Raw genomic sequence first — 19,728 nt, forward strand, 5'->3', positions numbered from 1 at the left:
GGAAGTCATCGGCGTGGTTAGGTAGGGCACGATCGTCTTGTCTCGACCCTAAGCGGTCGGATTATGTGTGATTTTGATTGGCTGCTCAGTTTCGTATTGCAGACCCAGAGAAGATAGCCCAACAATGTTCCTGATTTTATTGCCTAGCGTCTGGTTATCATGGAAGATATTGCCGTTTTTGGGCTTCGGTCAGAATGTCGTTTTTATCAACACCAGTTGGGGCGTTGAAATCCGGGACTGGCTTCAAATCAATTGCTTAAAATTTATCATTTAAGTTATGCGACATACGAACCGAATTATAAGACATCAAATGTCGTATATATTACGTTATGCCTACTGGATACATCATGACGCGAGTCGATAAGCTGACAAGACTGGTCGCTGTATTCGATCAGTTCCACAACGCCATTGCGGCGCTCGACGATCCATTGGCCAAGCAGTTAACAGGGAACTGGGCGGGGCTTCGGAACCAATATGTCACACCGAACGGTGCTCCTCGCTCTGCTTTTGTCGCTGGAATGGAGCAGGGTCTGCGTGAAACGCCGATGCTCCTGCAATCCATGCGGTCCGAGACTAGGAAACTCGCGGCCGAAGCTCTCGCGGCAGCGATTACAACGCATTACCCCGAGTTCTTGACCAAGGATGCCGCGCGGCTCGAGAAGATAACAGCACGTGGCTCCATCCGGGGCGAGAACGAGTACTACTTGGTTCGTCACCATATCGACATCCTAGAGGGAGAGCCAAGTCGAGAAGAAGAGCTTCGACTGTTGTATGAACTCGTGGATCGATTTGAGGCGCGAGGCACATGAGGCATAACATGGCGATCAACCGGAGCGCGGTTATAATGCGGTTTTATTTTTCAGCTTTCCGGGCCGCGCCCGGTTAGCTCTACGTTAGGCGGCTCCACGCACACCATGAAACGAACCTTTGGAAACCTTTTCGAGCGGTTGCTCGGAGGCGGCACCACCCTCACCGAGGTCGAGTTTCAGTTGCTTCAGCACTTGGTTGGCGCGTTGCCGCTGCAACTCCGTTCCGTGGTTGACGCGCAGTTCAGTGCTTACAATCTCGTTCAACGGGAGAGCGATGGGCGCGCACTGAATTTCTACCGAAAGAAGGCAGGACGGGCGAATAACATGGATGGCTTGCCGCTTCTCCAGATGTCCGTGGATGAGGCGCCGCTCATCCGATTGACAGCTACGCTCGCCGGAGACGCCGAACCACTCCATGCCACGCTCAATGCCGTAGGCGGGCGTGTGTTTTGTATGGCGCTCAGTCGCGCCGTGCGTGCTGAGGGCGCTGTGACAGTTTCGGATTTTAAGCAAGCATGGCGCTCAAATTTTCGTTATGAAACCGCTGCCGCCTAACCATGCGCTGCAGCGAACCCGGCGGGAGCGTCGCGGTTGCAAGTGTTGCGTCTTGTGCGCCGGGTCGCTGAGCTTGGGTCGTTATGCACCATGACTGAAACTATCTCTGCCGCTGCCGCCGAAAACAATGAACGCCTTCTCGCTAGGGTCGAAGGCCTTGGCGGGGGATACTGCTGGGATGCCGAAATTTTCGCTGTAACGCTGATAGACGTTGCTGTCGCAGATACCGACGCAGCAATCCTTTGTGGGCTTGTTGGTGTTCAACAGGTGGCACTAAATGCCTCATTACTGTCTTTCCCTGTGCTCGAACGAATCGCTCAAATACCAGGACTGCAATCGTTGGTCCTGAATGTTCCAGCCGTATCGGAATCGGAGCTTGATGCGCTGAAACGCTTTGTTCCAGAAGTCCTCGTGGTTGACGAATAAGGCATAACATGGCGCTCAACCTCGCTCCCTTCGGTCGCTGGACGCCGCGCGATACAGCTGCGCAGCGCCGGTTAGCTCTAGGTGTGTGCCGGGCATGGCGCGTTACTATGTAGGTGAAAGTCCGGCAGCCAGGTTTTCGTAGAGCCGAAGGCTAGGGAAACGGCAAGGGCGTTGTCGCGAGGCAGGGTCTGGAAGAAGCCGAACCCAAAGCTGCGGGGCGATGAACAAGAACCGGATATGAGGCGTGATACATCCGGGGCGAGCGGGCACGTGACCGCGAAGCCCTCGGCTTTGGCATCCTGCGTCGCCCTACCTCCTGCATCCCTGCAGTCGTCCATCTACGATCGGGATGTGTTTTGTAAATCCGGCGTTCGCGCAGCGAAAGAAACGTGTCTTACCCCGGGAGGTCTCCAAACTGCTTTTGGAATGAAGCTGGACGACCGGCAACGGTTGTTGAACCGTTTGGAGAAGACAGACAATTGCTCTTGCATTGTCTGCATACATGCCATCCATGGCATTATCAGCAAATGGCATAGTAGGCGGCTGGCCGCTGCTGAAGGCCTGAACGATGAAAGAGGACAACGCTTTGCAATGAATCAAGTTATCGCATCAGACTCCCTGCGTGAGCGGGCTGTGGCTATACCGCAGGATGAAAGCCTGATTGGAGCGCAAAGCAAGTTGGACTCCATCCAACCCAAGGCGAACTTGCAGGCGGTGCTGGACCGCGCCAACCTGCAACGCGCGCTGAAGCAAGTCCGCCGGAACAAAGGCGCGCCGGGTATCGACAGTATGACCGTCGATGAATTACCGCAGTACCTGAAACAGCATTGGCCGGCCATTCGCGAACAACTGGAAACGGGGCGTTATCGGCCTCAACCGGTAAGACGCGTGGAAATACCCAAGCCCGACGGTTATAGGCGATGTTACTTTGAGAATAAGTGCCATAGGCCAATAACCAGAAATGGGGTGATGCAATAGGCTATAAATAATCCCACATACTTTAGCAACGATTCCCTATGCCTATTTCCATCTTCGGTGAAGAAACTCGGGAACAAAACACAGAACGGAAAATAGCGGCCCCAACCCATGTTTGGTTTGAAACCATTTAGTAATCCAAACATGTGTCGTGTAGCCATTACCCATAGGTAAAGGCCAACACCAAACAAGGGTAGACCAATAACCATCACCAAAATGTTGATCGTTTCTTCCGACATCACTATGCGCTAGCTTATAACGCCCGCGTTAACAGGTGGCAAGCCGCGAAGCGGGTTGACGTCTTGTTGAACAAATAGTCATGCACCTGTTCGAACCTCACGCAGAAGTCGAACAATCTGCCATTCAAACTCATTAAGCCCCAGCCAATAGCTCGATGTGACAGGAAAAAAATGTCTGTGCTCAGCGAAAAAGGATTTAAATTTAACTTTTTCTTCTTCAGTAAGCGATCCACTCTCCAACCCCTCCTGCGCCGACTGGATTATAAGCTCGGCCAAAGCTTCTGGCTCCCAAGGATGGCTGGAGACATGCTGCTCAAAAAATTCTATGAGTTCAATAACTCGGCTTGGGTCTGAGTTCTCTATTCCCCAGTCTTGCCCTTCACTTCGTAAGCCGAGCAAACTATTAAGTTCTCGCTGCCAATTCATAGTGCATAACGTGGAGATGATGAGCGGCCGGAGCCGAAGGCGGAGGGAACCGCAAGCGCCAGCTTGCGGACGTCCTTCTCGATTGCAGGGTTAGACGTAGCGGATGCACACAAACAGATTTTTTGCTGCCTCATGAGCCCGCTCACTTGCCTGATAACAAAGATACGCCAATCAGGCTCGCCAACAAACCGGGGAAGCACCCACACAGGAAAAACGCTGCTTTGTGAAAGACAGATTCCTTCCTGATTTTGTGAAGCCTGAATGAATACAGGAGAGTGGCCGGGAGCACCAATACGACCAAAGCGACAAAAGCAATTGAGTGCATTGCGGACCACACCTTGAACAAAGCGGATACGAAAAACAACAACACCGCTCCGTAGCCCGCGAAGCTAATGAAAAACGGAATCTCTAGCTGCGCTGACACTCCTTGCCTACACATGCTCTTTACCAATAAGACATACGCAGCAACTCCCAAAACAGGAAGACAAATCAGCAGGCTCGCGTAGGCAAAAAGCATCTTGAGAGAGACGTCTAACGCCAAGCTAAGCGGAGCGTCCCTTTGAGCGACGTGTTATGGGGAAAGCCTCGCCATTTTGATGATTGCCGCACCGCTGACACCTCGCTGCTAAAAATTGGAAAGAACGCCGTTAATGTAAAGCCCTCTGCGACTGGAAGCAAGGCTAATGAATTCAGCGCCGCTAGCGGTCGGAAGACGGCTGCAATTTAAAGCTGCCGCAACCGGAAGCGCTGAGGCAAAACAATCAGTAACGCATAGAATTGTAAGGCCGCCAAACCACCAACACCTGGTTGACGACAGCGGAAAGCCCTCCAAAAAACTTGGTGCGGAAAACCGGAATATGACCGCTGACCTATAACGTTCGAGCTAACCGGACTGTGGAGGCAAGCGCCGTAGCGGGTCCGGTTGAGCGAGGGGTTAGGCGTCACCGCGCACCGCCCACTCAATACGTTGACGATCCTCGCTCGGCTCCAAAAGATACCGCTCGCCACTGAGCGGACTGACCTTAGAAGACTGATCGAGCGGCGGGCTACTCTGAGACGATCACGTCGCACCACTCACGCGGCGGATCCTTCTGTCCGAGCCCGACCGTGGTTTCAACTCACTCCAGTTCGGACTCATAGACCTCCGCTTCGTACAGGGTAGGTTGGCTGAGGTCCGGAGGGAAGTATGCAATCACCATTGGCAGATTGTCTGGGCCAGTAAATGCTTGGTCGAGTAGGGCCGTGGGTTGAGGTAACGAACCCCAACATGTTGGCTAAACATAACATTGACGCCCTTCAAGCCATCAGTCACTTGGATATTTCGGCACCTCTACGGCGTGCTGATGGCTTTGCGGCTGTCTACGCTCTTGGCCTTGTTGGAATTGGGCGAAGCGGATGCTTGACGGTTTTATCGGCGGATGACGCTTCGCTTATCCGCCCGACCATGAAAAAACCCAATATTAGTATTTGGTGCAATACAGGTCATATCACCTAAATTTCGATAGATTTAAGTGATTTCACGCAGTCCTTCCAACTCAGCCCAGCCCAGTTCAAGGAATTATCCATGATACTGTAAGGTTTTAGGGCGTCATTTGATTTTGGCATATTTTCTGCCTCACCACTTAAGACAACTTAAGTCTAATTTTGCTAATTGTTTGGGGTATAGAAAATATGAAATTTAAAAACTCGGCACAGTCAATCGCCGCCGCACTCGTTTTTGGAGGGCTTTCATTCTCAGCGGAGGCTGCCTTAGTAGATATGGGGGGTGGTTTATTGTACGACAACGTCCTGGATGTGACATGGCTGCAGGACGCCAATTACGCACACACCACGGGATATTCGGCAACCGGTGTTGATACGACGACGGGTCGAATGACCTGGGATGCGGCAAACACCTGGGCAACTAACCTTGTGTATCACGATTCCGTGCGAAATGTCGATTATGGCGGTTGGCAGTTGGCTTCCGCCCTACCTGTGAATGGAGTCAGCTACAACATGACCAGAGCATTTGATGGCAGTACCGATAACGGTTTTAACATTACCAGTCAGAACTCGATGTTGATGTATATGCTTTATGTCAACTTGGGTCTGATTGGCGTGGTCGATACCTCTGGCAATTTTACGTATCACGATGGGCCATATGGAAACGGCACGTATCCCGCCAATTTCAATGTCCCGGTTATAGGTTTAGTGCACGACTTGATGACCAAACCTTATTGGTCCAGTGAATACGATGCAACCACTGCCTTCATTGGCAATATGAGTGGTGGCGGCCAGGCGACGAATCCAAAAACCAATCAATACTTCGCTTGGGCGGTACATCAAGGCAATATTGCCGCTGTTCCAGTGCCCGGTGCGGTATGGCTATTTGGCACTGGGCTTTTGGGTTTATTAGGTTTGCGCCGCAAATAAAGCCTGTTTTTAATTTGTATTGGAAAGAACACAAGGAATTTTTATGAAAACAAAATTGGATAGAGCGATTGTTAGTATTTTAGGTGTTGCTGCATTGTCGGCAGTGTCTGCTGAATCATTTGCATTCGGTTCAACCAATTTGGGTGTTTTTACCGGGACGACGATTACCCAGACCGACTCAACCCCTCTGAGATCTTGGTCGGATTACGGTACTAGCTTTAACCTCGGTTGGGTACACACGGCTGATTGGTTCACAATTCAGGTTGGTAGCGCGTCCGATATCGCCGCAGGCAATCGCTTAAACGTCGAGTTCAAACTCACCGCTGGTTTCACCGACCCTTTAAGCTATGGCGGCTTTTCGATTTGGACCAGCGGATCAAACCCCATCGTCAACGGCAGTGGTTTTCATAAATATAATCAGGTACGCGGCCCTAACGATGGTGGCGTACACACTAACGATAAGTTAGCGTCGCCAGGTAATATTATTTCCGGTCATAACGGTTGGGTTGGGTACGCGCAGAACGGTTTGACCTTTACCAATTCGGACGGTGATTTAGTCGCTAATGGCGGCGCATGGAACACGACATCACCTTACTTAAATGGCGGTGCCGCCAGTTCGGTGGATGGTTCTACTCTGGATTTGTACGGATTAAAAGCCGGGTATTACTTGATCGGCTTGGGTGGCGTCTGTCCGGATAATGCCGCGTGCATGAGCCAATCGCCGACCACCCGAAATTATGTGTTCACCGCATCAACAGCACCAGTCCCCATACCCGGTGCTGTTTGGTTATTCGGTACTGCAATTTCGGGTTTGATCGGTTTCGGTCGACGTAAATCAGCCTAATTTAGCGCACTCATCAAGGAAAAAGGCCACGGAAGGTTTTTTCTATTGTAAATTTTGGGAGTCTTGACAATATGACATTTAAACAATCAACGAAATCAGTAGCCATGGCACTGGTTTTTGGCGCGTTTTTTTCCTCCGCCAATGCTGCGCTGACAGACCGTGGAAATGGGCTGTTATATGACACGGTTTTAGATGTAACCTGGCTGCAAAATGCCAATCTTGCCGCAACCAATACTTTCGGCGTATCCGGCATTAATGCCAATGGCACCATGTCTTGGACAACTGCCCAAGATTGGATTTCTGCAATGAACTCTGCAAACTACCTTGGTTACAGTCAATGGCGACTACCAGCGATCAAGCCGATCGACGGTAGCGCGACCAACTACAATCTAACCTATGCGACTAACGGTAGTTCGGATAACGGTTTCAGCATAGATAGCCCGTATTCGGAACTCAGTTATATGTATTACGTCAATTTGGGTTTGAAACCTGCTTTTGATGCCAACGGCAACTTTACTTCCAACTTTGGGATATTTGGTAATGGAACTTACAGTAGCTCAGCGCCGTATCTGCAAAATAACGTAGGACTGGTTCAAAATCTCCAAGCTTATGCTTATTGGTCAGGTTCACCGGATTTGTCAAACCCTGTATATGCATGGTGGGTGAATTTCGGGAACGGTCGGCAAGGCAGATATTTCCAGACTGATAAATACGAGGCATGGGCCGTTATTTCTGGTGATGTTGCTGCAGTACCGGTTCCGGGTGCGTTATGGCTATTTGGCTCTGCAATTGCCAGCCTAGTTGGATTGAGCCGTCGTCAATCTGCGTAAATTTGATTATGGACTTACTGCTATGGAAGGCTTTCATCATGCTAATAAGTTCCAAAGAGTGCTTGGGATCCTCGTAACGCAACGATAATGTTAATTTGCTCGCCGAATACCGGCCAGTCGCCTGGGCAAAAAAATGTCCTAAATGTCGACATTGGATAGTTACCCCGACTGGCCGGGTTAGGCTGCTTTCCATTCCAATGCGGTCACTGAAACCAAGGCTCGATGATGGTCGGCTAATGGCCGGTAACGAGCATAATTCCCTAGCAAATTTGCACATAGCCGCTCATTGGAAACACTAATAATCCAACCAAGTTTGCTCAATGCGGAGTGATTTAAAACTTGGGTTAGCGCTAATTTCCAAGCCTAGAATACAAATAGTCGGTTTTTGAAGGAAATCAGTGTTTGCAATGTAGTCGTTCGCGGCTAAAGCCCTCGGCCGTCAATTTTGAGTAGCGCGTAGCGATCGGCGTCGCTCGGTGACGGCTTCGAACAGGCCGCTTTGCGACTTTACGCCCGCCAAACATAGGTCGCCACGGTCCCGGCCGCCAGGCTGGCGGCGGCGTTGAGGTCGCGGTAGCGAATCCGGAAGTCGCGGGTCTCGGCAGTGTCGTTCAGAACGATCAACACGATGCGGTCGTCCGGGGTCAGGAAGGCGACGTTAGGCAGCGTGTCGGCGTCGGTTTCCAGGCGCAGCGAGCCGGGGCGGACCCATTTGGCGGCGTGGGCTCGGCGGTTGGCGCGGGAAATCCAGCCGTTGCCGCATTCCAGTTATTGTTTGTCGCCACCTTCCCAGGATTTGCCGTCCGGTGTTTGGCGGATGCCGCGAACCGTTAGCGTTTGGGCGGGGTTTAAGCTCAACGTCCTGGAGTTTCTCTCCGACAATTTGCTGTCGCGACGTGGTCCATCGCGGCCATAGTCCCTCCAGCCCTGTATTTTTTAATGCTGCCTAGCTCTGCGCGCAGCGGAAGGGACAACCCCGATAGCACACAACCTAGATTGTTCTAAGCTGGCGCCAGTGAGTTTGACGCTGGGTGAAGCCGTGATCTTCAGTTGGTAAAAGCCTTAGTCGCTAGAACCTACTTAGCTTTTGCATATAATAAATACCCAAGCCTAATTTGCTGGGAGCACGGAGATGGCCTTGCGCTGGATACACCTGTCCGATTTTCATTTCGATGGCAAAGACCCTTACGAACGCAATACCGTCTTAACTGCGTTGCTGACCGAAATTTGCCGCCGCCGCGAACACGAAGGCTTTCAGGCTGATGTCGTTTTCGTGACCGGCGATATTGCCTATTCCGGCCAAGCCAAGGAATATAAAGCGGCTAGCGCATTTTTCGATGCACTGCTGGTGGCTTGCGGTTTGGATAAAAGCCGCTTGTTCATTGCGCCGGGCAATCACGATGTGGATAAAAGTGTTGCGGAGGGTTTGGCACGCACCTTAAAAAGTGAGAACGAATCCGTCGAGTATTTTGCCAACGGCAAGCCGAAGTACCACTTCAACAAGTTTACGGCGTTCAAAAAATGGTTTGACGGCTATTTCAAAAAAATCAGGTCATGTCCTAAGGACAACACCTGCCATCCGCTACAGCGCTTAGAAGTCGATGGAAACTCGATTGCCGTGCTGGCAATCAATAGCGCCTTGTTCAGTTTACCCGACGGCAAAGATCACAACGCCTTATGGATAGGCCGCCGCAATCTGGGTGCTGCGGTTGCGGAACTGGAGAAGGCCAAATCCGATTTAAGTTTCGTGTTGATGCACCATCCCTTGGAATGGCTTAATGATGCTGAGCGCACCCAAGTCAAATCAGCGTTGCAAGAGTATGCCGATTTTGTTTTGCGCGGCCATTTGCATCAAAACGAAGTGGATTCTGTGATCAATCCGCAAGGAAACTGTTTTCACATTGCGGCGGGCGCGTGTTACCAGACTCGGGACTATCCCAATACCGCGTTGTTTTGTAAGGTGGAATTTGAAAAAGGGCAATTGGAAGTCCTGCCCCTACAGTATGTGGATAGTCCGAAATCGAAATGGGTGCCTGACAACAGTCTGTTTGACCCACCCGATTATATTGGCTGCTTTCCGTTATCCAATCCCAAATTTAACCAACGGCCTGCTGCCGATGAATTCATTTCACCAACTCCCTCGACCGTTCAGTCAGAAAATCAAGCGGACTCGGAAATCAATATCGAAGACATTGATCCCGAACTACTGAAAATGGTGGCGTTAATCTTGGACAAAAGCGAGGCCGCCAGCAGATGTTTAGCCGACGCGTTACAAGTCGTTGGTTACGAACACATTGACGAGGGTAGGGAAAAGCTGGCAAAGGTAGCTGTTACCACGCCGCTGGAAGATTTGTTTGAGCATGCCTTTGATTGCCAGAAAAAACTACGCAAACAGAAGCCGCCGCAAACGACCGCTATAGCCTTAATCGCCCGTTTTGTAGAAGCGATTTTGCCGGCGCAAGACTCGGCAAAAGATCGGCAATATCAGCAATACGCCGGACAAAATGATCCGTTCCAACTATTAGTTAGCCGGGCTACGTTGGCGGAAATTCGGATGGCGAGTCGCGACAAACGGCCGGTCCAGTTTCTTTTCGATGAAAAAGGCAATCCTAAAGGCACAGGCCAATTGGATAGCGGTGACGGTTGGGAAACCGGCCGGGATCAGGATTTTGACCAATTCGAAAAAGATGTAACTCATTTTCTGATCGAACAGTTTGAAAGTCTGATTGGAGATTACTGGAAACAACTGCATAACGGCAAAAGTTTTCGCGACAGTTTCGAACAAGCGAATGGATCGATCACGGGCGATTTTGATCGGGACGTGATAAAACTGATTGAAAAGGTCGTGGAGGCCAAAGCGAAGAAAGCTGCTCGTGAAATCAATGACAATGGTTTTGAATGTAACCGTTTTACCTTTTATTTTCTGATCAAGGCATCGCCTTGGCTTACCGAAGCGGAAAATGCCAAGCAAAATGTGGTCTTGAATAAACTAAGAGGCTTATTTCCGGGTATTGCCTTTTTACGTTTGGCCCCTGACACCGACAAAACGCCTCATGAATTAGTGCCGTTTTTAAGTCTGCACGAATTGCTCAATCCCAAACTGGACGACCGCTAATGGACTTCATCCCCGTCAAACCCCAAATCGTCGAATTGGCTTCCACCAATTCCAATTTACCGCTGCGCCATCAATTTGAATTGCGCCAGATCAAAGCCATCAACGCCGCGTTGTCGGCGCAGCGGCCGTTGTTGGTGCGCGGCGAGCCGGGGGTGGGTAAGAGCCAGTTGGCGCGTGCCGCCGCCAAGGTCTTGGGTCGGATGTTCGTGCAACATGTGGTCGATGCCCGCACCGAATCCCGCGATTTACTCTGGCATTTTGATGCGGTAGGCAGGCTGGCCAAGGCGCAGATCATGGGGGCGTTAACGTTCAATAACGAAGAAACTGCGTTAAAAACGTTGGAAGACGAACTGGCCGTCGCGCATTTTCTTCATCCCGGCGCGTTGTGGTGGGCCTTCGATTGGCACGGTGCCCTGCAACAAGCTGAAAGCGTTCAGGAAGGTGCGCCGCCCAATCCCGACGCCGGCGATCCGGCCAACGGCAGCGTGGTGTTGATCGACGAAATCGACAAAGCCGAGTCGGACGTGCCCAACGGGCTGTTGGAAGCCTTGGGCAACGGCGAGTTTACGCCGCAAGGTTTGGGCCGGCCGGTCAAAGCCGACGGGCCGCCGCCGCTGGTAGTCATCACCACCAACGAAGAACGTACCTTGCCGGATGCCTTCATCCGCCGTTGCCTGGTGCTGCATCTGGATTTGCCCAAGGACAGGGACAAACTCATCGCCAAGCTGGTAGCGCGAGGCAAAGCCCATTTTGGCGAGCAAACCACCGCCGCCGTTCTCAATAAAGCCGCCGAACTACTAGCACAAGACCGTGCCGAGGCCGAACAGCGCCATTGGCGGCCCTTGCCGGGTCAGGCGGAATATCTGGATTTGCTGCGGGCGGTGGTGACCCTGGCGCGGGGCAAACCCAAGCAACAACAACGTCTGATTGACGAAGTGGCGCGATTTGTCCTGAAAAAACACCCGGAAGCCGCTCAGAGCGACTACGGCGACGATGCATGAGCAAACTGCCGCCCCGTAGCGGCGCATTAAGCCGCGCCGATTTGCTGGTGGCGCTGGCCGAATTGGAAGGCGCCGCACCCGACGCCACGGCGCTGACCATCGCCGATGCCTTGGGTTTGGAATGGCAACCGCCGAAAATCAAGTCGCGCAAAGCAACAACCAAAAAGACCAAGCAGGAGACAAGTTCAGAAACCCAAACACCGGCAATCCATCAAGCGCCTTTGTTGGACAGCCGTTACTGGCGAGTCGAGCAAGCGGAGTTTTTCGGCGAAGCAGAGCCCTACCAACCGCCGCCGCCCACACTGTTTAAAGGCTGGCGCAACCCTCCGCCGGCCCCGGCGGATTTTCAACCCTTGTCCACCTGGGCCGAATTGGCACCGCGCTTGCGTAAAGTGCTCAGTCAGTACCGCGAAGGCCGGGGTATTGATTTGAACCTGACCGTCCACCGGATCAGCCGTGGTCAGTTGCTCGAACGCTTCCCGCGCGAACATCGCCGCCGCTGGGGGCCGGCCTTGCTGTTAATCGAAGACGATAGCCAACGGCTAACACCGTTTCGCGAGGACAAGCGCCGAGTCCGTTGGGCGATCCAGTCGCTACTGCCCCGGTATGCCTTGTATCGGGCACTGATGGACGATCACCGTGACTGTCCCGAATTGCTGGGGCAAGCCGCCACCGACTGGCCGCCACCTCCCGGCACCTTGGTGTTGGCCTTAAGCGATTTGGGCTGCTTGGCGGCCGGCAGCGAAAGCGTCAACGCCTTCAACTCAGCCCGTTCGCTGAGCGGAGCCGAAGCGAACCCAACGGCTGCGCATCCGCTGTGCCAGCGTTGGCTGGAAATCGGTCGCGTATTACAGGAAGCCGGTTGTCACCCCCTCGCGCTGTTTCCCGCCCCGTTAAGCCGTTGCCCGCCGGAATTGGCCGCGGTTTGGCAGTTGGTAGCCTGGGAACGCCCGCGCGCCAACGATGGCTTGCCGTTGGCGCAACGGGCCGAACGGCTATTGCGGCTAATGTCGCCCGCCTCACGAGTTACGCCGGCTTTGCTGCGGGCGGTACGCCTGCTGCTGCCGGACGAGCAGGCCGATGCCGGCACCGAGGCCGACGTTTGGCAACACCCAGACTTCAACAGCCAACTATTGGTGCCGGCCTTGTTGCCGGAGCGGGCGCAAAGCCTGCGCCGGGAGCTGGCCGAACAACCCGGCGAAGCGGCCCGGCAATTGCGCGCCCGGCTGATACGTTGCCTGAAACCCTTTCGCCACGGCCTGCCGCAAGAAATCTGGTTCGATGAATTGCTCAATTTCGACGAGCAGGCCTTGGATGATGAACTGCGTCAGGACCGGGCAGACGCCCAAGATTATTTCGCCAACTTTTGCGATGAAATCTCCGATCTCGACCAGCCCGCGATGCCGGCCGGCGACCGGGCCTGGTTGTTGCGGATTAAAAACCGCTCGGCGGAAACGTTGTGGCGCGATCCCAAAGTGGGCAAGCGCCTGGCGCAACTGGCCCTGGCGGTGGACCCGGACGGCGCGCCGCCGCGAGGCATCGGTGCTCGTGATCTACCCAGCAATCAGCCGGAACGCAATTTGTATCTGAGCCAGCGCGGCGGGCGCTTACTGGTGGACGAAGACGCAGCGCCGGCGCAAACTCAGGGCAGTGTGCTGGCGATGGTGCCGAGCCGTAATGGTTTGCTCGAAATCGCTTTGGAGCCGGGCGATGCGGATGCAAATGCCTTTTGGGAATCCGGTCAGCCTCCGGCCTGGGCCAATGCCTGGGGTTGGGATGATTATGGCGCTTGGGTGGAGTTTTCGGTTGCCAACGAATTTTTACCCGACCAACCTCGAGTCAGTCAAAAACTGCGTTGGATACCGCCGGGCCGTTTTCTGATGGGGTCGCCGCCCGATGAGGCAGAGCGTTCTGATGATGAAGGTCCCCAACACTTGGTTACCTTCAAAGAAGGTTTTTGGTTGTTCGACACTGCCTGCACCGATTGGCTTTGGATGGCGGTGATGAATAACAATCCCAACGTTTTCGGGCATGCAGGCAAATATAGTCCGGTTGAAAACGTTTCATGGCTTGATGCTCAAGCTTTCATCCAGGCCCTGAACCAATTGCTGCCCGGTTTACATCTGTGTTTGCCCAGCGAAGCACAATGGGAATACGCCTGCCGGGCGGGCACTACCACCCCGTTTGCCTTTGGCGATAACATCACGCCTGATCAGGTGAACTACGATGGCAACTCTCCTTATGCCGACGGCGCGAAGGGCGAGTACAGGGGTAAGACCGTGCCGGTGGCCAGCCTGCCCGCCAATCGCTGGGGTTTATATGAAATGCACGGCAATGTCTTGGAATGGACCCAGGATGCTTGGCACGCGGGTTACGACGGCGCGCCCGGTGATGGCCGTGCTCGGGAAGTTGGCGAAGCGGACCGGCCTCGCGTGGTTCGCGGCGGGTCTTGGGACGACGGCGCCGGGAGCTGCCGGTGTGCCTGTCGCGGCCGCATCGATCCCGACGTGAGCGGCGACGGCCTGGGTTTCCGTTGCGCCCGAGTTCAGACCGGTGAGCGCGGAGCGCACGAAGCGGAGCGGGTCCGGCCCGCGGAGCGGAACAGGCTGGGCCCGATTCGCTTCGAGGCGCGTAGCCGGGGCGAACCGGCAGTCGCCGACGCCGCGCTAGCCGCAACGGCGGACTCTAGCCGCGTGGTCAGGCCGAGCAGCGATGCCACGGCATCCTTGATGTTACCGAAAGCTCGGGGTTTTACCCTGATTACCGACTGTGGCAGCCTGACCGTCCAACCCATAATCAAACCGGATTGGGCCACAGCCATGGGCAGGGACCGTTTTGGTCTGTGGGCCGAGTTTGCCATCCAACCCGCACAAGGCCAACCGGTCGTGCAGCGCCTGCGCTGGATACCACCGGGGCGTTTTATGATGGGTTCTCCGGACCACGAGCCGGGGCGCTGGGATGACGAAGGTCCCCAACACTGGGTGACGATATCACAAGGCTACTGGCTGTTCGACACGCCGTGTACCCAACTGCTGTGGCAGGCGGTGATGGGCGATAATCCCAGTTATTTTAAGAGCTCGGAGCGGCCGGTAGAGCAGGTCAGTTGTGATGATGTCCAGACTTTCCTAGGCCGGATCAATGAGCTATTGCCGGGACTGGCTTTGAGCCTACCCAGCGAAGCGCAATGGGAATACGCCTGCCGGGCCGGCACTGACACCGCGCTTTACAGCGGGCCGATCGACTTCATTGGCAAAAACAACGCCCCCGCTTTGGACACGATTGCCTGGTATGGCGGCAACAGCGGCGAACAGTTTGATTTGGAAGATGGCTTTGATACTTCGGACTGGGAGGAAATGCAATATCCCCATGCCAAGGCCGGCTCGCACCCAGTGAGGGGCAAACTGGCCAATCCCTGGGGTTTGTACGATATGCTGGGCAATGTCTTGGAATGGACCCAGGATGCTTGGCACGCGGGTTACGAGGGCGCGCCCGGCGATGGCCGGGCTTGGGAAGATGACGAAGCAGGCGGGCCGCGCGTGGTTCGCGGCGGGTCTTGGCTTAACGTCGCTAGGTACTGCCGCTGTGCCTATCGCAACCTTTACGATCCTGTCGAACGTCGCAGCTACATGGGTTTCCGTTGCGCCCGAGTTCAAGAATGAGTCGGGTGCGGAGCGGACGATATAATGGCGCGGCCCGGCCCGCGGAGCGGAACAGGCCGGGCTGCGACAGTGCCGCAACGTTGCTTTGGATAGCGGCGGCTGGGGGCTGTCGTAAACGTCAAAACAGAACTCTCTCCTTGCGGGAGAGGGCAGGGTGAGGGGGTAAAAATCAATGCGTTACCTTGCGACTTCCCCGCAAGGAGAAGGGGCTTTTACGACAACCTCGGCTGAGCGGAATCAAAGTTGGCCGTTGCTTCGGCTCGGTGCCTCTTTTTCATCGTTGCCTAGCCCCGCGCGGGAGCCAGGCTAAAACTAAAAGTAGAGATTCATCATGCAAACGCCGCTAGCCATCGACACCGCCTGGCACCCTTTGGTCTCCGGTAATCCGCCCGAATGGGCCTGCGCCTGGGGGCAGGACGAATACGGCGTGTTTGCCGCCTTCACGTTAGGCGACGTAACTCAGCGTTTGCGCTGGATACCGCCGGGTCGGTTTTTGATGGGTTCGGCCGAACATGAAACCGAAAGCTTGGCGAGACAAGACTCTGAACGCAAATGGTTCGAAGCCGAGCACCCCCAGCACGAGGTTTACCTCAGCCAAGGCTTTTGGCTGTTCGATATGCCCTGTACGCAAGCGTTGTGGGAAGCGGTGATGAATAGCAACCCCAGCCGATTTAAAAGCCGCAACCGGCCGGTGGAAAACGTTAGTTGGGACGACGTGCAAGCCTTCCTGCAACGCATTAACGAGCGCGTGCCAGGCTTAAATCTGATCCTGCCCAGCGAGGCCCAGTGGGAGCACGCTTGTCGGGCCGGCACCAACACTGCTTTATATTCAGGGGCTATCGACATTCTGGGCGAATGTAACGCACCAGCCCTCGATCGGATTGCCTGGTATACCGGCAATAGTGGCGTCGAATACGATTTGGCGGAAGGTGAAGATTCGTCCGCTTGGCCGGATATGCAATATCCCAATCCGCGGTCAGGCACGCGCGAAGTAGGCCGTAAGCAGCCCAATCCCTGGGGCCTCTACGACATGTTGGGTAATGTCTGGGAATGGTGCGCGGACGGTTACAGAGACTACGGTCCGGAAACGCAATTCAATCCGCTTGGTCCGCTGGAATACGGTGGGGATCGCGTGGTTCGCGGCGGGGCTTGGCTCAATGGCCCTAGGAGCTGCCGCTGTGCCGTTCGCATCCATAACGTTCCCAACTTCCGCTGGTACTCCCTGGGTTTCCGTTGCGCCCTAGTTTAGGCGTGAGCCTGGAGAGGAGCTGGCGCGATTCGGCCCGAGTCGGTACCGCCGAAGTGGGAAGGTTGGGCTGTCGGTGTTAGGTCGAGCTTCGGCATTCCAGTCAAAACGCACACCTGTTGCTCACGCTTGACGGCATTAAACCGGCCAAACATACGTCGCCACGTTCCCTGCCGGCAGGCTGGCGGCGGCGTTGAGGTCGCGGTAGCGAATCCGGAAGTCGCGGGTCTCGGCAGTGTCGTTTAGGGCGATCAATACGATGCGGTCGTCCGGGGTCAGGAAGGCGACGTTAGGCAGTGCGTCGGCGTCGGTTTCCAGGCGCAGCGAGCCGGGGCGGACCCATTTGGCGGCGTGGGCGATGATGTAGTAGGCGACGTTGCGGGTGATTTGGTCGCCGTCTATCGTCAGCGTGCCGACGCAGCGGGCTTCGCCGCCGGCGGTGTGCGGCCGGCAGTGCGGGTCGGAGGCCAGGTTCCATTCCAGCACGACGCCGGCCCAGTGGCGGCTAGCGCCGATCAGCACGTTTTTGACGTGCCACAGCAAGTCGCCGCCGAATTGGCCGTCCGAGCCTACCCATTGTTCGGTGAAATATAGTTTTTTGTCCGGGTGGGCGGCGTGGATTTGCGACAGCACCGCGATGTCGCCGCCGTACAAATGCCAGGCCGAGCCGCTGAAATAGGCACGGGCCTGGTCGTTGGCCAACACGGTCAGCGGGTATTCGGGGACGTCGCAATTATGGTCCCAGCAAAATACCTCGACCTCGGCCAGACCGGCCTCGGCCAGGGCCGGCCCCAGATGCAGCCTGACGAAGTCGGCCTGTTCCTCGGCGCTCATGACCATGCTGGGGTCGTTTTTGTAATTTTGCGGTTCGTTTTGCGGGGTGACGGCGTGGATGGCGATGCCGTGCTCCCGCATCGCCAACAGGTATTTAACGAAATAGGCGGCGTAGACTGGTTGGCATTCCGGTTTGAGGCTGCCGCCGACCCAGGCGGCGTTGGTTTTCATCCAGCGCGGCGCGGACCAGGGCGTGGCGATGATTTTGATGGCCGGATTCAAGGCCAGAATGTCTTGCAGCAAGGGCACGACTTCGCGGTCGCCGGCCTGTAGATCGAATCGGGCCAGTTCGAAATCGGTTTCGCCGTCGGCCAGATCGTCGTAGGAATAGCTGCGCTCGCTCAAGTCCGACGCGCCGATACTGACGCGCAGAAAGCTGACCCCGATGCCGTCGCCGTCCGGCAAAAACAGTTCTTCGAGCAAGGCTTGCCGGATGGCGGCCGGTAGCCGGCTGATCAGCATGGCGCTGCCGCCGGTCAGCGTGTAGCCGAATCCTTCGATGGTTTGGCGGCGTTGGTCGGGATTGACGGTGATGGTCGGCTGCTCGATGTCGTCGCCTTCGCTCTCGAAGGCCAGCGTTTCGAATTGCCGTTCGAATAGCCAGGTTTGGTCGGCGCTGGTTTGCCAGACCGTCGCCGCGAGTGGGTTGTCCGTTACTGTGTCGCTTGCCTGCATCTGCTGTCCTCCTGCTCGGTCAGAGCCGGCAGTCTACCGAAGCGGCGTGGGATGTCCAGCGGCAAGGTGAAGTCGGTCGCTTCGGCTTGACGCCGGCGCCGGCAGCGACCGCAGGTCGAGCGGCGACGAAGCCGGGCAGGTTCCTTTCCGCGCCCAACGACTTACCTAGCGACGATCATGAAACCGCCGTATCGTCCCAAGCAATGGCGGGTAGTCGGCGGGAGCGGCGTCCTGGTCGCGGCGAAGGTGCCGCTCCCAACATGACTTTCACTGTAAAAACTGTTCTTGCGGCAAACACGCCATGCCGAAAGCGTCGGCGATGCCGGGGTGGGTGACGTGGCCGGCGACCACGTTCAGGCCTTTCAGCAAGGCCGGATTGTCGCGCAGCGCGGCTTGCCAACCCTTGTTGGTCAGTTGCAGCACGTAGGGAAGGGTGGCGTTGGTTAGGGCCAGCGTCGAGGTGCGCGGCACGCCGCCCGGCATGTTGGCGACCGCGTAATGAACGATGCCGTCCACCAGATAGACCGGGTCGGCGTGGGTGGTGGGGTGGGTGGTTTCCACGCAGCCGCCTTGATCGACCGCGACGTCGACGATGACCGCGCCGGGCTGCATCGTCGCCAGGTCTTCGCGGCGGATCAGTTTCGGCGCGGCGGCACCGGTGACCAGTACGCCGCCGATGACCAGGTCGGCTTGGGCGATGTGTTCCAGAATCGCGTGGCGGCTGGAATACAGCAGTTGCACGTTGGGCGGCAGAATGTCGGCGAGGTGGCGCAGGCGGTCCAGCGACAGGTCCAATATCGTGACTTGCGCGCCCAAGCCGGCGGCCATTTTGGCGGCATGGGTGCCGACCACGCCGCCGCCGAGGATGACGACCTTGGCCGGCGCCACGCCGGGCACGCCGCCCAGCAGCACGCCGCGCCCGCCGTAGAGCTTTTCCAGATAATGCGCGCCTTCCTGCACCGCCAAGCGGCCGGCCACTTCAGACATTGGGGTCAATAGCGGCAACTCGCCATGCGGCAATTGCACGGTTTCGTAGGCGATGCAGGTGGCGCCGGAGGCCAGATGCGCTTCGGTCAAGCGGCGGTTGGCGGCGAAGTGAAAGTAGGTGAAGACGGTCAGGTCAGGACGTAACAGCGACCATTCCGGCTCAATCGGCTCCTTGACCTTGACGACCAGGTCGGCGCTGTCCCACACCGGCGCGGCGGCCGGGGCCAGTTCGGCGCCGGCCGCGACATAGAGTTCGTCGGCAAAGCCGGCGCCGGCGCCGGCGCCGGTCTCGATCACGACCTGGTGGCCGGCGCTTATCAGTGCGGCCGCGCCGGACGGCACCAGCGCGACCCGGTTTTCGTTGGGTTTGATTTCCTTGGGTATGCCGATTTTCATGTTGACCTCATCGAAGTGGTTGATGCAGGGTTTAAGCCCATTTCAGCGTGCTGCCGGCGGAGATTCACCCGGCCTGTCACTATTTGGCTGGGCTTCTCCAGCGGCCTTAATTCCGGTTTCCCCGTTTGGGGGTGCCGGAAAAGCCCCCTCTCCTCACGGGAGAGGGGGCGGGGTGAGGGGGAATTACAAGGTAACGCATTGGTTTTTATCTCCGCTCATTCTGCCCCTCACTTAATTCAACTTGGTTAGATTTCAGGCTTCCCCTTACCGAAGGCTGTCATTCCGACATGGATTGCCGG

Annotated in this window: 15 protein-coding genes; 11 read left to right on the plus strand and 4 right to left on the minus strand. The window is 55.8% G+C overall.

Translation table 11 applies throughout. The features are described from left to right. The first annotated feature begins 347 nt into the window (after nt 1–347). The 4 genes from ACQE3E_RS07195 (at nt 348) to ACQE3E_RS07210 (ending at nt 2,768) form a co-directional block, all read left to right on the plus strand. Nucleotides 348–809, plus strand: coding sequence for a hypothetical protein (locus ACQE3E_RS07195; RefSeq protein WP_168028030.1), 462 nt, complete (start codon nt 348–350; stop codon nt 807–809). A gap of 105 nt (nt 810–914) precedes the next feature. Further along, complete coding sequence (locus tag ACQE3E_RS07200) at nt 915–1,364, plus strand: hypothetical protein (protein WP_168028029.1); 450 nt, start codon at nt 915–917, stop codon at nt 1,362–1,364. 90 nt (nt 1,365–1,454) lie between these two features. Beyond that, complete coding sequence (locus ACQE3E_RS07205; protein ID WP_168027946.1) at nt 1,455–1,790, plus strand: hypothetical protein; 336 nt, start codon at nt 1,455–1,457, stop codon at nt 1,788–1,790. Between the two features lie 426 nt (nt 1,791–2,216). Further along, nucleotides 2,217–2,768 carry a hypothetical protein gene (locus ACQE3E_RS07210; protein WP_313728579.1) on the plus strand — a complete coding sequence of 184 codons (552 nt, stop codon included), beginning with the start codon at nt 2,217–2,219 and terminating at the stop codon, nt 2,766–2,768. A 314-nt stretch (nt 2,769–3,082) separates the two neighbouring features. On the opposite strand, the gene ACQE3E_RS07215 is transcribed toward ACQE3E_RS07210, so the two are convergent. Continuing rightward, on the minus strand, nt 3,083–3,430 hold the full coding sequence (locus ACQE3E_RS07215; RefSeq protein WP_168027944.1) for a hypothetical protein: 348 nt from the start codon (nt 3,428–3,430) through the stop codon (nt 3,083–3,085). 1,671 nt (nt 3,431–5,101) lie between these two features. Between ACQE3E_RS07215 and ACQE3E_RS07220 the strand changes: the two genes are divergently transcribed. The 3 genes from ACQE3E_RS07220 (at nt 5,102) to ACQE3E_RS07230 (ending at nt 7,516) form a co-directional block, all read left to right on the plus strand. Beyond that, on the plus strand, nt 5,102–5,842 hold the full coding sequence (locus tag ACQE3E_RS07220) for a PEP-CTERM sorting domain-containing protein (protein ID WP_071158657.1): 741 nt from the start codon (nt 5,102–5,104) through the stop codon (nt 5,840–5,842). A 43-nt stretch (nt 5,843–5,885) separates the two neighbouring features. Continuing rightward, a complete protein-coding gene (locus ACQE3E_RS07225) occupies nt 5,886–6,686 on the plus strand; it encodes a hypothetical protein (protein WP_064028187.1) in 801 nt (266 codons plus the stop codon). Nucleotides 6,687–6,757: 71 nt separating this feature from the next. Next, nucleotides 6,758–7,516 carry a DUF1566 domain-containing protein gene (locus ACQE3E_RS07230; protein WP_427501417.1) on the plus strand — a complete coding sequence of 253 codons (759 nt, stop codon included), beginning with the start codon at nt 6,758–6,760 and terminating at the stop codon, nt 7,514–7,516. Nucleotides 7,517–8,023: 507 nt separating this feature from the next. Here ACQE3E_RS07230 and ACQE3E_RS07235 read toward each other — a convergent pair. After that, nucleotides 8,024–8,284 carry a glycoside hydrolase family 30 beta sandwich domain-containing protein gene (locus ACQE3E_RS07235; protein ID WP_427501643.1) on the minus strand — a complete coding sequence of 87 codons (261 nt, stop codon included), beginning with the start codon at nt 8,282–8,284 and terminating at the stop codon, nt 8,024–8,026. 370 nt (nt 8,285–8,654) lie between these two features. Between ACQE3E_RS07235 and ACQE3E_RS07240 the strand changes: the two genes are divergently transcribed. The 4 genes from ACQE3E_RS07240 to ACQE3E_RS07255 all read left to right on the plus strand — a co-directional run bounded on the left by ACQE3E_RS07240 (nt 8,655) and on the right by ACQE3E_RS07255 (nt 16,540). Beyond that, nucleotides 8,655–10,631, plus strand: coding sequence for a metallophosphoesterase family protein (locus ACQE3E_RS07240; RefSeq protein ID WP_427501418.1), 1,977 nt, complete (start codon nt 8,655–8,657; stop codon nt 10,629–10,631). Beyond that, nucleotides 10,631–11,632 (plus strand): AAA family ATPase, encoded by a 1,002-nt coding sequence (locus ACQE3E_RS07245; protein WP_427501419.1) that lies wholly within the window; start codon nt 10,631–10,633, stop codon nt 11,630–11,632. Before ACQE3E_RS07240 ends, ACQE3E_RS07245 begins: the two co-directional genes overlap by 1 nt. Next, a complete protein-coding gene (locus ACQE3E_RS07250) occupies nt 11,629–15,291 on the plus strand; it encodes an SUMF1/EgtB/PvdO family nonheme iron enzyme (protein ID WP_427501420.1) in 3,663 nt (1,220 codons plus the stop codon). Before ACQE3E_RS07245 ends, ACQE3E_RS07250 begins: the two co-directional genes overlap by 4 nt. 331 nt (nt 15,292–15,622) lie before the next feature. Beyond that, a complete protein-coding gene (locus ACQE3E_RS07255) occupies nt 15,623–16,540 on the plus strand; it encodes a formylglycine-generating enzyme family protein (protein ID WP_427501421.1) in 918 nt (305 codons plus the stop codon). Nucleotides 16,541–16,675: 135 nt separating this feature from the next. On the opposite strand, the gene ACQE3E_RS07260 is transcribed toward ACQE3E_RS07255, so the two are convergent. Both ACQE3E_RS07260 and ald read right to left on the minus strand, forming a co-directional pair. Beyond that, nucleotides 16,676–18,046, minus strand: coding sequence for a glycoside hydrolase family 30 protein (locus ACQE3E_RS07260; RefSeq protein ID WP_427501422.1), 1,371 nt, complete (start codon nt 18,044–18,046; stop codon nt 16,676–16,678). Between the two features lie 267 nt (nt 18,047–18,313). Then, nucleotides 18,314–19,429: an alanine dehydrogenase gene (gene ald / locus ACQE3E_RS07265; protein WP_427501423.1), complete on the minus strand. Its 1,116-nt coding sequence runs from the start codon at nt 19,427–19,429 to the stop codon at nt 18,314–18,316. Between the last annotated feature and the right edge of the window lie 299 nt (nt 19,430–19,728).

It is taken from the genome of Methylomonas sp. MED-D, from assembly GCF_050276835.1.
In the GTDB taxonomy this organism is placed as follows: domain Bacteria; phylum Pseudomonadota; class Gammaproteobacteria; order Methylococcales; family Methylomonadaceae; genus Methylomonas; species Methylomonas koyamae_A.